The sequence below is a fragment of the Aquincola agrisoli genome, from assembly GCF_036621135.1.
In the GTDB taxonomy this organism is placed as follows: Bacteria; Pseudomonadota; Gammaproteobacteria; order Burkholderiales; family Burkholderiaceae_C; genus Aquincola; species Aquincola agrisoli.
Genome location: NZ_JAZIBG010000049.1, coordinates 1 through 13,268 on the forward strand (window position 1 = coordinate 1; position 13,268 = coordinate 13,268).

Here is a 13,268-nt window from a genome sequence, read left to right on the forward strand (position 1 = left end):
TCTTCACGTTGGCAATGTCCACCCCCGTGCCGTCGCCCTTCACCCTCACCTTCACGTTGTAGTCCACCACCCGCTTCACCGGGACCAGGATCTTCATCTTCGAGCTCCTTGTTGCAGTCGATCGATCAGTCCAGCTTGGCGCCGGACGCCTTCACCAATTGTTCCCAAACTGGCGCGTCTTTCTTGTAGGCCGCCAAAAAAGCGTCCGGCGTGTCGGCCACGACGCTGAATCCCAGGTTGGCCACCTTCTCGCGCATCTCGGCAGTGTGCAGGATGGTCGACACCTCACGGGCCATGCGCTGCACGATGTCGGCCGGCGTCTTGGCCGGCGCGGCCAGGCCCACCCAGCCGCAGATGCGGTACGCGTCGTCCTTCATGCCCTGCTCGGCCAGCGTCGGCACGTTGGGCAGCACGCTCATACGTTGGTCGCCGGTCACGCCGATCACCTTGAGCTTGCCGGCGTCGATGTGCGGCTTGGTGTTCTGCGCGCTGGAGAACGCCATCTGGATCTGCCCGCCCAGCAGGTCCTGCACCATCGGTGCCTCGCCCTTGTACGAGATGTGCGCCATGTCCGCATCGAGCGACTGGCTCATGTAAGCGCCGGCCAGGTGCGCGTAGGAGCCGATGCCGTACGAGCCGTACGACACCTTGCCCTTGTTCGCGGCGATGTACTTGCGCAGCTCGGCCGCATTGCTGGCCGGCACGCTGGGGTGCACCACCAGCGTCACCGGCGCGATGGCCAGTTGCGACACCATCGCCAGGTCGCGCTGCGGGTTGTAGGGCAGCTTGGTGAAGAGGAACTGGTTGATCAGCAGCGAGGTGCTGAGCGAGACGGTGAACGTGTGCCCATCGGGGGCGGCCTTGGCCACCGCGTCGGTGCCGATCACGCCGGCCGCGCCGCCCTTGTTCTCCACGATGATGGTCTGCCCGAGGCGCGGGCCGAGCTTGTCGGCCAGCATGCGCGCCATCGTGTCGGTGGCGCCGCCGGGGTTGAACGGCACGATGAAGCGGATGGGCTTGGCGGGCCAGGCCTGCTGCGCGCGCACCCACGGGGCGGCGCAGGCACCGGCGCCCAGCGCGGCGGCCTGCAGCAGGAGACGGCGGCGGGCGGTGTCCACGGGCAGGCCGATCACGGCGCGGGACAAGGGGCGAGGCATGTGCGTCATTGGAGGGTCTCCTTCGTGGGGATCGGGGTCAGGCGGCGCCCTCGGTGGAGTCGCCATGCAGGTCGGCCGTCACGCGGGCCTTCACGCCCAGCCGCGCCAGTGCGTCGGCCGCGGCGTCGGCCAGTGCCTGCGCACCCGCCGGCACGCGCACCAGCAGCCGGTCGGGGCCGTCGGCCAGCACCTGCGGCAACGCGGTGCCGGCGGGTGCCTTGTCGTGCCACAGCGCCTGCAGCAGCGAGCGGGCGGTGTCGATGGCCGCGAGCTGGCGCAGCTCGGGCTTGAAGATCTTGCCGACATTGGTGGTGGGCATGCGCTCGAGCACCGTCACCCGCTTGGGCTTGGCCGGCGCCTCGTCGACGCGGGCCGCGACGAAGGCGAGCAGCTCGTCCTCCGTCACGCTGGCGCCGGGCATCAGCGTTGCGTAGGCGACCGGCACTTCGCCGGCATAGGCGTCGGGGGCGCCCACCGCGGCGGCGAGCTGCACGGCCGGGTGCGCGTCGAGCGCGTCCTCGATCACCTTCGGGTCGATGTTGTGGCCGCTGCGGATGATGAGGTCCTTCGCACGGCCGGTGAGGTGGAGCCGGCCTTCGCCATCGAGCCAGCCCATGTCGCCGGTGGCGAGCCAGCCGTCGGCGGTGAAGGCCTTGGCGGTGTCGGCGGGGTCGATGAAGCCCGAGAAGAGGTTGGGCGACTTGAACAGCACCATGCCCGCCTCGCCCGCGGGCAGCTCGCGGTCGGACGCGTTGCCGCGCTCGTCGAGCGCCACGATGCGCAACTGCGTGAACGGCAGCGGGAAGCCCACGCAGCCGGCCGGCCCGATGACGCCGGGCGGCGTGATGGTGGAGATGCCGGCCATCTCGGTCATGCCCAGGCTTTCATGCACATGCAGGCCGTAGAGGCGTTCGAAGCGCGCGCCCAGCTCGGGCGACAGCGGCGCGGCGCCGGTGCGGCAGTAGCGGATCGACGAGATGTCGGCGCCGTCCAGCGGCACGTCGGCCAGCGCGGCCAGCACCGTGGGCACGGCCGACAGCGACGTGGGCCGGTAACGCTCCACCAGGCGCCAGTAGTTGCACATCACGTCGCGGTTGCGCAGCAGCGTGGTGGTGGGGATGACCACCTCGACCCCCGCCGACAGCGAGGCCAGCGAGGCCGGCAGCACGCCCGCCACGTGGAAGAGCGGGAAGCCGTTGATCGACACGTCGGCCGACGACAGGCCCTGCATCTGCACGCTGGCCCAGGCGCTGAACACCTGCGCGCCGTGGCTGTGGCGGGCGAGCTTCGGGTCGCCCGTGGTGCCGCCGGTATGGAAGTACGCGGCGATGTCGGTCGGTGCGATGTCGCGCCCGCTCACCAACCGGTCGCCCGGCTGCGCGGCACGGCCTTCGGCGAAGTCGATCACGCCTTCAGGCAGCGGACCGGCGGCACCCGGGGGCTCGTCGTGCGGCGCCACCCGCACCACGGCCACCAGCGACGGCACGCGCTCGCGCAGCCGCATCGCTTTGTGCCAGTAGCCCGCCTCGGCCTCGGCACCCCAGGCGATCAGCACGCGGGCGCCGGCGGCGTTCATCAGCGCGGCGAGCTTGTCTTCGTTGAGCAGCGGGTTGAGCGGCTGCACGATGCCCGCCGCCTCACCGCCCCACAGCGCGAGGTGGTACTCCAGGCAGGCCGGCAGCAGCACCGAGACCGCATCCGTCGGCCGCAGCCCGAGCGCATGCAGCAGGTTGGCGGTGCGGTGCATGCCCTCGAAGAGCTGCGCGTACGACCAGCGGAGGGGCTCGTCGCCCGGCTCGGCGGTGCGCAGGAAGGTGAGCGCCGTCTTGTCGCCGAACGCCGCGGCCGCGTTGCGGAACAGCTCGTACGTGCTGCGCACCGGCATCTGCTCGGCGAGCGGCACGGCCTCGATGCGTCGCACATCGGCCACGCTGCGGACGGGGAAGGCCGACCGGAACGGCCGGCCTGCTGCATTGGGGTTCGTCATGCGCTCGTCTCCGATGCGGGTCGCTCGCCCGCCTGGCGTGGTGGTGGCCCGGAAGGCCGGGCCGGCGCGGGGGTCAGTCGATCGTCACGCCCTTGTCGCGGACGACCTTGCCCCACTTCTCGTCGTCACGGCGGATGCGCTCGGCCGTGTCCTTCGGCGACTGCCAGGCGGCGAACACGCCGGCGGTCTTCAGCTTGTCCTGCGTGGCCGGGTCGGACAGCGCCTGCTTCAGCGCGTCGTTCAGCTTGTTGATCACCGGCGCGGGCGTGCCCGCCGGTGCCAGCAGGCCGCCCCACGACACCGCGTCGAAGCCCGGGAAGCCCTGCTCCGAGACCGTCTTCACATCGGGCAGGAAGGGCACGCGCTGCGGCGAGCCCACCGCGATCGCGCGCAGCTTGCCCGACTGGATGTGCGGCAGCGCCGCGACCATGTCGGCGTACATCACCGGCACCTGGCCGCCGATCACGTCGCTCACCGCCGGCGCGCCGCCGCGGTACGGCACGTGCGACATCTCGAACTTGCCCAGCACCTTCAACGACTCGGTCGTGAGGTGGCCGAAGCTGCCCTGGCCCGAGCTGGTGTAGTTGAGCGGCGGGTTGCTGGCCTTGGCCTTGGCGATGAGTTGCGGCAGCGTCGTCACGTCGGGCAGCAGGTTCGGGTTGACCACCATCACGATCGGCAGGTCGTAGGTGCTGCCCACGGGCGTGAAGTCCTTCTGGATGTCGAACTTGGCGGCCTTGTAGAGGTGCGGCGCCAGCAGCGTGGGCGTGGCCAGCATCATCAGCGTGTAGCCGTCGGCCGGGGCCTTGGCGACCGCTGCGGCGGCGATGGAGCCCGACGCGCCGGCCTTGTTCTCGATGATGAACTGCTGCTTGAGGATCTCCGCCATCTTCTGGCCGACGATGCGCGAGGCCGTGTCGGTGGGGCCGCCCGGCGGGTAGGGCACGACGATCGTGACCATCTTGGTGGGGAAGGCCTGCGCAAGGGCGCCGAAGGCGGGCGCGGCGAGCGCGAGCAGCACGAGGCTGCGGCGCAGCGGGTGGAAGGAGACGGGGGAAAGGCGCGGGCGCATCGGGTGTCCTAGGAACAACAGGGAGGGAGAGGGAACGGCCGCACCCACGGGCGGGTGCGGCCAGGGTCACAAAGAACGCGTGCGCAGGCGGCGTGCCGGCGAGGTACGGGCGTGTCAGGCACGGGATGCAGCAGCCGACGGGCCGCGGCCCAGCAGCTCCTGCAGCACCGCATCGGTATCCGCGCCGAGCTGCGGCGGCGCGAGGCGCACAGGCAGCCGCTCGCCGTCGATGCGGTAGGGCGGCGCCAGCACGTGGGTGCGGCCGGCCACCGGGTGCGGCTGCTGGGTCACCAGGCCCGCCTCGTTGGCGCGCGGCGAGGTCAGCGCCTCGTGCAGGCCCAGCACCTCGCCGCAGGGAATGCCGGCACGCTTCAGCGCCTCGAGCAGCTGCGCGCGCGTGCGCAGGCCCAGTGCCTGGTGCAGTTGCGGCAGCAGCGCCGCACGGTTGGCCGAGCGGCCGATGTTGGTCGTGAAGCGCTCGTCGGCCGCGAGGTCGGGCCGCTCGATCACCTCGGTGCAGAAGCGCTGAAACTGCGCGTTGTTGCCGACGGTGATCACCAACGGGCCGTCGGCCGCATCGAACACGCCGTAGGGCACGATGGACGGGTGCGCGTTGCCGTAGCGCGGCGGGTCCTCGCCCATCAGCAGCGCTTCGAGGCCGTAGTAGGCGGTGATCATCAGCCCGCAGTCGAACAGCGCCATCTCGACATGGCGGCCGTTGCCCGTCTGCTCGCGCTGGTAGAGCGCGGCGAGGATGGCCTGGGCCGAGTACATGCCGGTCATCAGGTCGACCGCGGCGACGCCGAACTTCAGCGGCGGCTGGTCCGCCTCGCCGTTCAGCGCCATCAGGCCCGCTTCACCCTGCACCACCAGGTCGTAGCCCGGGCGCGCCGCTTCGCTGCCGCCGCGGCTGTAGCCCGACACCGAGCAATAGATGAGCCGCGGGTTCAGCGCGCGCAGTTGCGCGTAGCCCAGGCCCAGCTTCTCCATGCCACCGAACTTGAAGTTCTGGATCACCACGTCGCACTTCGTGGCCAGCTCGCGCGCGGTGGCCTGGCCTTCGGGCGTCTGCAGGTCGAGCGCGATGGACCGCTTGTTGCGGTTCATGCTGTTGAAGTAGGCCGTCTCGGTCTTGCCGACACGCAGGCCCCAGTCGCGCGTGTCGTCGCCGCGGTCGGGGTGCTCGACCTTGATGACGTCGGCACCGAAGTCGCCCAGCACCATGCCGCACAGCGGGCCGGCCAGCACGCGGGAGAAATCGAGAACGCGCACGCCGGCCAGCGGCAGTGCGGAAGCGTTGAAGGCCATGGGGATCTCCGGTGCGAAGGGAATGCAGGGGTCAGCGTCGACGGAGGGCCGAGAAGTCGGCGCGGCGCTTCTGCAGGAAGGCGCCGATGCCTTCGGCCGCCTCGTCGTCGCCCTGGCTTTCGACCATGGAGCGCGCTTCGAGTTCAAGCTGCTCGTCCAACGTGCGCGCATGCGCGCCACGGCACAGCGCCTTGATGCGCGCGGTGGCGCGGTCGGGGCCTTCGGCCAGCTTGGCGCCCAGCGCAATGGCCTCGGCCTCGGCCGTGCCGGCATCCACGAGGCGGTTGACCGCGCCCATCGCGTGCAGGCGCTCGGCGGTCACGCGGTCGCCGGTGAGGCACAGCTCGGTCAGCACCTGGCGCGAGACGAACTCGGCCAGGAACGAGGTGATGCCGCCGTCGGGCGTGAGGCCCACCTTGATGTACGTGACGCTGTAGAACGCCTCGCGCGACGAGACGAGCAGGTCGCACGCCAAGGCCAGCGACATGCCGGCGCCGGCCGCGCCGCCTTCGACGGCGGCGATCACCGGCTTGGCCGTGTCGCGCAGGCGGCGCACGAAGGTGTGCAGCAGTTCGAGGCGCTCGCGCCGGTCTTCCGGCTTCATGTCGCGGCGGGTGGCGAGCTGGTTCAGGTTGCCGCCGGCGCAGAAGAAGCCGCCCGCGCCGGTGAGCACGATGGCGCCGATGGTCGGGTCGGCATCGGCCTCGACCAGCGCCTGCGTGGCCGCGTTGTAGAACTCGGCCGACAGTGCATTGCGTGCCGTCGGGTTGTTGTTGACCAGCACGAGGACGGCGCCCTCGCGCCTCGTCAGCAGAACGTCGGTGGTCATGCTGCGATCTCCTTGCCCAAGGCGATGTAGCGCTCGAGGTGGAAGTCCTCGTCGCCGAGTTGGTGGTCGATCATCACCAGCCGCTTGGCGTAATGCGACAGGGGCAACTCCCAGGTCATGCCGATGCCGCCGTGCAGTTGGATGCTCTCTTCCGCCACCAGCGTGCCGACACGGCCGATGGTGAACTTGGCGGCCGAGAGCGCCTTCTCGCGGGCGATGCGGTCGTCGCCGTCCACCGCCGCGGCGGCGTTGATGACGGCCGAGCGCGCTTGCTCGATCTCCAGCAGCACATCCGCCATGCGGTGCTGCAGCGCCTGGAAGCTGCCGATCGGCACGCCGAACTGCTTGCGCGTCTGCAGGTATTCGAGCGTGGCCTGGCGGGCCACGTCCATCGCGCCCAGCGCTTCGGCGCACAGCGCCAGCACGCCGCGGCCGACGGCATGCTCGATGGTGGCGAAGGCCTGGCCTTCGGCGCCCAGCAGCGCATCGGCCGGCACGGTCACGTTGGCCAGCGACAGCTCGGCGACGCGGCCGCCGTCGATGGCGGGCAGGCCCCGGACGGTCAGGCCCGGCGTGGCGGCCGGCACGAGAAAGAGCGACAGCCCCTGCTCGTCGGTCTGCGCGCCCGAGGTGCGCGCCGACACCACGAACAGCGACGCGGCCTCGCCTTGCAGCACCACGGCCTTGGCGCCGTTCAGCACCCAGCCGTTGTCGGCGCGGCGCGCGCTGGTGGCGACATGCGCCAGCGCATAGCCGCTCTCGGGCTCGCCATGCGCGAAAGCGGCGATGGTGCTGCCGTCGATCAGTGCCGGCAGCAGTTCGCGCTGCGCCTCGCTGCCTGCGCGGGCAATGGCGCCGCCCGCCAGCACGGCGCTGCCGAGCAGCGGCTCGACCACCAGGCCACGGCCCAGCGATTCGAAGACGACGGCCAGATCGAAGCCCGCGCCGCCGTAGCCGCCGTCGGCCTCGCTGAACAGCGCGCCGACCGCGCCCAGCTCGGCGAACTGCGCCCACTGCGCGGCGCTGTAGCCCTCGGCCGACTGCGCGATGCGGTTGCGGGCCTCGAAGCCGTATTGCTCGGCGACGTAGCGGTTCAGCGTGTCCGCCAGCATGCGGCGGTCTTCGGTGTGTTCGAAATTCATGTCTGCTCCTTCACCGTGGCGCCGTCACAAACCAAGAATCATCTTGGAGATGATGTTGCGCTGGATCTCGTTGGAGCCGCCGAAGATCGACAGCTTGCGGTTGTTGAAGTAGCTCGCCGCGGCGGTGGCCGCCTCGTCGGGGCCGGGCAGTTCGCCGTCGAAGCTGCCGTCCATCGCACCGGCCACGAAAGGCCGCGCATACGGCCCCATCGCACGCCGCAGCAGCGACGTCAGCTCCTGGCGGATCACCGTGCCGCGGATCTTCAGCATCGAGCTTTCAGCACCGGGCACGCCGCCGCCGGCCACCGCCGCGATCACGCGCAGGTTGGTGGTCTTCATGTTCTCCAGGTCGATCTCGACCTGGGCCAGCCGCGCGGCGAAGAGCGGGTCCTCGAGCAGCGGCTTGCCGTTCTTCACGACCTTGGCCGCGGCCTGCTTCACCTTGGCCAGCGCCGCCACCGAGAAACCCACGCCCGCGATGTTGGTGCGCTCGTAGGTCAGCAGGTACTTGGCGCAGTCCCAACCGCGGTTCTCTTCGTAGACCAGGTTCTCGGCCGGCACGCGCACGTCGGTGAAGAACACCTCGTTGACTTCATGCGCGCCGTCGAGCGTGATGATGGGCCGCACTTCCACGCCCGGCGTGTTCATGTCGACCAGCAGGAAGCTGATGCCCGACTGCTTCTTGGCCGCCGGGTCGGTGCGGACCAGGCAGAAGATCATGTTGGCGTGCTGGCCCAGCGTGGTCCAGGTCTTCTGGCCGTTGACGACGTACACGTTGCCGTCGCGCACGGCGGTGGTCTTCACGCTCGCCAGATCGGAGCCGGCGCCGGGTTCCGAATAGCCCTGGCACCACCAGTCGTCGCCGTTCAGGATGCGCGGCAGCCAGTAGGCCTTCTGTGCCTCGTTGCCGTACTTGATGAGCACGGGGCCGAGCATGTTCACGCCGAAGGGCACGATGCGCGGCGCGTGGGCGATGGCGCACTCGTGCTCGAAGATGAACTTCTGCACCGCGTTCCAGCCCGGGCCGCCGTAGGCCTTCGGCCAGTGGTTGGCGAGCCAGCCGCGCTCGTTGAGGATGGCGTGCCAGGCCTCCATGTCGGCCTTGCCCAGGTGCTCGGCGTTGGCGACCTTGGCCGCGAGGCAGGCCGGCAGCTTGTCGGCGAGGAACTGGCGCACCTCGTCGCGGAACGCCAGCTCTTCGGGGGTGAAGTTCATGTCCATGCGGCGGCTCCTGGCTCAATAGATTTCGAAGAGGCCCGCGGCGCCCATGCCGCCGGCGATGCACATCGAGACGACCGCGTACTTGGCCTTGCGGCGGCGGCCTTCCAGCAGCACGTGGCCCGCGAGGCGCGCACCGGTCATGCCGAACGGATGGCCGATGGAGATGGCGCCGCCGTTGACGTTGAGCTTCTCGTGCGGGATGCCCAGCGTCTGCTGGCAGTACAGCGCCTGCGAGGCGAAGGCCTCGTTCAGCTCCCACAGGTCGATGTCGCCCACCGTCAGGCCGTGGCGCTTCAGCAGCTTGGGCACGGCGTAGACGGGGCCGATGCCCATCTCGTCGGGCTCGCAGCCGGCCACCGCGAAGCCGCGGAACGCGCCCAGCGGCTGCAGGCCCAGGCGCTCGGCTTCCCTGGCTTCCATCAGCACCGAGGCCGAGGCGCCGTCGGACAGCTGCGAAGCGTTGCCGGCGGTGACGAACTGGTCGGGCGCGCGCACCGGGGCCAGCTTGGCCAGCGCCTCGTAGGTGGTGCCGGGGCGGTTGCAGTTGTCGGCCGTGGCCGTGGCTTCACGGTAGGTGACGGCCTTGGTTTCCTTGTCGGTCACGGCCATCGTGGTCGTGCAGGGCACGATCTCGTCGGCGTAGCGGCCTTCCTTCTGCGCGAGCTCGGTGCGGCGCTGGCTTTCGGCCGAGAAGCGGTCCTGCGCCTCGCGGCTGATGCCGTAGCGCGCGGCGACGATGTCGGCGGTCTCGATCATCGCCATATAGAGCGCGGGCTTGTGCTCGACGATCCACGGGTCCATGCCCGAGTCGCCGCTGTCGGTGGCGCTGCGGGTGCGGATCTGCGAGATGCTTTCGACACCGCCGGCGATGGCCGCCGTGGCGCCCGCGGCGATCTGCCCGGCCGCGGCCGCGAAGGCCTGCAGGCCCGATGCGCAGAAGCGGCTCACCGTCTGGCCGGCGATCTCCAGCGGCAGCCCGACGCGGATGACGGCCTGGCGGCCGACGTTGCGGCCGGTGGTGCCTTCGGGGTAGCCGCAGCCGAGGATCAGGTCCTCGATCAGCGCGGGGTCGATGCCCGAGCGCTCGACCGCCGCCTTCACGGCGAAGGCCGCCAGGGTGGGACCCGGGGTGATGTTGAACTCGCCGCGGTGCGACTTGGTGAGCGGCGTGCGGGCGGTTGAAACGATGACGGCTTCGCGCATGGCGGGTCTCCTGGTGTCGGAATGGGGATGAGGCCTCGGCACGGGCGGCCCTCACCCTGCCCTCTCCCGCTGGGAGAGGGAACAAGAACGGAACGGCGCCTGGTCAGGCTTTGTTCAGGCTGTCGAAGGTCTTGCCTTCTTCGACCAGCTTCACCAGCAGCGGCGAGGGCTGCCAGAACAGCGGGTCTTCCTTCGCGAACTCGCGGATGTCCGCCAGCACCTGGGGCAGGCCCACCGTGTCGGCGTACTTCATCGGGCCGCCGCGGAAGCGCGGGAAGCCGTAGCCGTAGAGGAAGGTCACGTCGACGTCGAGCGGACGCAGCGCGATGCCCTGGTGCACGACGTTGGCGCCTTCGTTGATCATCGCGGCCATGTAGCGGCGCAGGATCTCTTCCTCGGTGAAGCTGCGCGGCGTGATGCCGGCCTTCTTGCGCTCCTCGTCGACGATGGCGAGCACCTCGGGGTCAGGCTGGCCGGTGCGTGCGCCCTGCGGGTACAGGTACCAGCCGCGGCCGGTCTTCTGGCCGAACCAGCCGCGCTCGCAGATCCTGTCGGCCACGTGCACGTAGCGGGCCTTCGGGTCGCGCGTGGGGGCCTTGCGCTTGCGCGTGGCCCAGCCGATGTCGCCGCCGGCCAGGTCGGACACCTGGAACGGCCCCATCGGGTAGCCGAAGTTGCGCACCGCGGCGTCGATGTCGTAGGGCGAGGCACCGTCTTCCATCAGGTGGTCGGCGGCCTGGCGGTACACGGCCAGGATGCGGTTGCCGATGAAGCCGTCGCACACGCCGGCGCGCACCGGCACCTTCTTCAGCTTCTTGGCCAGCTCGAAGGCGGTGGCCACCACGTCGGCGCTGACCTTCGCGGGCACCACGATCTCGAGCAGCTTCATGATGTTGGCCGGCGAGAAGAAGTGCAGGCCGATCACGTCCTGCGGCCGCGAGATGCTGGCCGCGATGGCGTCGATGTCGAGGTAGGAGGTGTTGGTGGCCAGCACCGCGCCGGGCTTGCAGACGCGGTCGAGTTCGGCGAACACGGCCTTCTTGACCTCGAGGTCCTCGAACACGGCCTCGATCACCAGGTCGACGTCGGCGAACGACGCGTAGTCGGTGCTGCCGGTGTAGCGCGCCATCACCGCGGCCTTGGCCTCGGCCGTCATGCGGCCCTTGGCCACCAGGCCGTCGTACACCTTCTCGACGTTGGCACGGCCGCGGGCGATGGAGACATCGTCGCGCTCCACCATCGTGACCGGCAGGCCGGCGTCGAGCGCCGCCACGGCAATGCCGGCGCCCATGGTGCCGCCGCCGACCACGCCGATCGTCTTGAACGGCCGGGGCCTGGCCGCCGCCGCCTCGGGGATCTTGACCACTTCGCGCTCGGCGAAGAACGCGTGGATCAGGCCGGCGCGCTGCGGGCTGTCGAGGCACTGAAGGAAGAACTGGCGCTCGAGCTTCTGGCCTTCATCGAACGGCTTGTCGAGCGCGGCTTGCACCGCATCGACGATCCGGTGCGGCGAGAAGAGGTGGCGGCTCTTCTTGGCGGTGTCGGCACGCGCTGCCTCAATGGCGGCACGGCTGGCGTCGCGGTCGGCCAGGCCGGCAGCGTCGCGCGTGCGTCGCGGACCGGCGCCGGAGGCCAGCAGCTCCTGCGCGTAGGCCAGGCCCTCGGCCAGCGTGTCGTCGCTCTGGGCGAGGCGGTCGATCAGGCCGAGCTTCAGCGCCTCGGCCGCACCCACGTGGCGGCCGGTCAGCATCATGTCGAGCGCCGCGGCGGCGCCCACCAGGCGCGGCGTGCGCTGCGTGCCACCGGCACCGGGTAGCAGGCCCAGCTGCACCTCGGGCAGGCCCAGCTTGGCGCTGGCCACGGCGATGCGGTAGTGCGCACCCATGGCCACCTCGAGCCCCCCGCCGAGGGCGGCGCCGTGGATCGCGGCGATCACCGGCTTCCTGCAGGCCTCGATCCGGTTGCACACGTCGGGCAGCGCGGGCGGCTGCGGTGGCAGGCCGAACTCGCGGATGTCCGCACCGGCGATGAAGTTGCGGCCGGCGCCGACGATCAGCACCGCCGACACCGCGGCGTTCGACTCCGCCGCGTCCATCGCGGCCGCCAGGCCACGGCGCACCGCCACGCCCAGTGCGTTGACCGGTGGGTTGTCCACCGTCACCAGCAGGATCTTGCCGCGCAACTCGGTGGTCACCGGGTTGGCGTCGGCGGCGGTGGATGCGGGTTCGTGCGCCATCAGCGTGTCTCCATGAGAACTCCGGTCGAAGGGCCGGGTGTGCGCCGCATTCTTGAGCGTCGATAGTTTCTTGACAATGGCCTAATCGGTTGACAGACTGTCAAATCTCATTTGACATTCGTCGGTTTTCGACAGGGGCCCATGGACGTTCACGCCCTGACGATGCTCGTACAGATCCTCGACGCCGGCAACCTGAGCGAAGCCGCGCGCCGGCTGAAGATGAGCCGCGCCAACATCAGCTACCACCTCAACCAGCTCGAGCGCTCGATCGGCCAGCAGCTGGTGCGCCGCACCACGCGACGGGTGGAGCCGACCGAGATCGGCCTGAAGCTGTACGAGCATGGCCGCACGATCCAGAACGAACTGCTGGCCGCGCGCGAATCGATCACCACGCTGGGCCAGCGGCTGCAGGGGCGCGTGCGGCTGTCCGTCCCCAGCGGCTACGGCCAGCTGGTGATGGCGCCGTGGCTGCTGGACTTCAAGCGGCACCACCCCGGCATCGTGCTCGACGTGATGTTCGAGAACCGCGTCGAGGACCTGATGCGCGACGAGGTCGATGTGGCGGTGCGGGTGCTCTCGGAGCCGCCGCAGAACCTGGTGGCGCGCGACATGGGCCCGGTACGCTACGTGGCCTGCGCCTCCCGGGCGTTCGCCGAGGAGCAGGGCCTGCCGCAGCGCCTCGAGGACCTGCGCACCGCGCCGCTGATCACCGCCGCGGTGATCGGCCGCCAGCTGCGCGTGGCGGCCTACCTGCGCGAGGAGCGGCACGAGGTGCTGCTGGAGCCGACGCTGATCTCCGAGAACTTCCTGTTCCTGCGCCAGGCGGTGCAGGCCGGCCTGGGCGTGGGCCTGGTGCCCGACTACGTGGTGCAGGAGGACGTCGACCGCGGCGAGATCGCCACCTCGCTCGACGAATGGCGGCTGTCGATCTTCGGCACCCACATGCACCTGCTGTACATGCCCAACCGCCACCACACCCGGGCGATGGCGACCTTCATCGAGTTCATCCTGCGCCGGGCGCGCACGTCGGCCGAACGGCTGGCCGCGTCCGCGACCGACGCGTAGGCGAGCCCGCACGCGGCCGGCGCCGGGCCGCCCCAAGGCGGCCGCGCA

General features: G+C 70.4%; 10 protein-coding genes and 1 pseudogene. 1 reads left to right on the forward strand and 10 read right to left on the reverse strand.

Translation table 11 applies throughout. The features are described 5' to 3' along the window. The 10 genes and pseudogenes from V4F39_RS22805 to V4F39_RS22850 all read right to left on the reverse strand — a co-directional run. A pseudogene (locus V4F39_RS22805) lies at positions 1 to 97 on the reverse strand (electron transfer flavoprotein subunit beta/FixA family protein); the annotation flags it as partial. 28 nt (positions 98 to 125) lie between these two features. Beyond that, a complete protein-coding gene (locus tag V4F39_RS22810; RefSeq protein ID WP_378235124.1) occupies positions 126 to 1,157 on the reverse strand; it encodes a Bug family tripartite tricarboxylate transporter substrate binding protein in 1,032 nt (343 codons plus the stop codon). A 37-nt stretch (positions 1,158 to 1,194) separates the two neighbouring features. Beyond that, positions 1,195 to 3,144, reverse strand: coding sequence for an acyl-CoA synthetase (locus V4F39_RS22815; RefSeq protein ID WP_332292345.1), 1,950 nt, complete (start codon positions 3,142 to 3,144; stop codon positions 1,195 to 1,197). Between the two features lie 73 nt (positions 3,145 to 3,217). Then, the gene (locus tag V4F39_RS22820; protein ID WP_332292347.1) at positions 3,218 to 4,216 is read right to left on the reverse strand and encodes a Bug family tripartite tricarboxylate transporter substrate binding protein; all 999 of its coding nucleotides are present in this window, start codon (positions 4,214 to 4,216) and stop codon (positions 3,218 to 3,220) included. Positions 4,217 to 4,330: 114 nt separating this feature from the next. Next, positions 4,331 to 5,524 carry a CaiB/BaiF CoA transferase family protein gene (locus tag V4F39_RS22825; protein ID WP_332292349.1) on the reverse strand — a complete coding sequence of 398 codons (1,194 nt, stop codon included), beginning with the start codon at positions 5,522 to 5,524 and terminating at the stop codon, positions 4,331 to 4,333. A 31-nt stretch (positions 5,525 to 5,555) separates the two neighbouring features. Continuing rightward, positions 5,556 to 6,353, reverse strand: a complete 798-nt coding sequence (locus tag V4F39_RS22830; RefSeq protein WP_332292351.1) for an oxepin-CoA hydrolase, alternative type — start codon at positions 6,351 to 6,353, stop codon at positions 5,556 to 5,558. Beyond that, entirely contained in the window at positions 6,350 to 7,495 is a 1,146-nt protein-coding gene (locus V4F39_RS22835; protein ID WP_332292353.1) for an acyl-CoA dehydrogenase family protein, read from the reverse strand. Before V4F39_RS22835 ends, V4F39_RS22830 begins: the two co-directional genes overlap by 4 nt. 24 nt (positions 7,496 to 7,519) lie before the next feature. Then, on the reverse strand, positions 7,520 to 8,716 hold the full coding sequence (locus V4F39_RS22840) for an acyl-CoA dehydrogenase family protein (RefSeq protein ID WP_332292355.1): 1,197 nt from the start codon (positions 8,714 to 8,716) through the stop codon (positions 7,520 to 7,522). Positions 8,717 to 8,731: 15 nt separating this feature from the next. After that, complete coding sequence (locus V4F39_RS22845; protein WP_332292357.1) at positions 8,732 to 9,919, reverse strand: acetyl-CoA C-acyltransferase; 1,188 nt, start codon at positions 9,917 to 9,919, stop codon at positions 8,732 to 8,734. 103 nt (positions 9,920 to 10,022) lie between these two features. Continuing rightward, positions 10,023 to 12,155 carry a 3-hydroxyacyl-CoA dehydrogenase NAD-binding domain-containing protein gene (locus V4F39_RS22850; RefSeq protein ID WP_332292359.1) on the reverse strand — a complete coding sequence of 711 codons (2,133 nt, stop codon included), beginning with the start codon at positions 12,153 to 12,155 and terminating at the stop codon, positions 10,023 to 10,025. Positions 12,156 to 12,296: 141 nt separating this feature from the next. Here V4F39_RS22850 and V4F39_RS22855 point away from each other — a divergent pair, with 141 nt between their 5' ends. Beyond that, positions 12,297 to 13,220 (forward strand): LysR family transcriptional regulator, encoded by a 924-nt coding sequence (locus tag V4F39_RS22855; protein ID WP_332292361.1) that lies wholly within the window; start codon positions 12,297 to 12,299, stop codon positions 13,218 to 13,220. Positions 13,221 to 13,268: the final 48 nt, after the last annotated feature.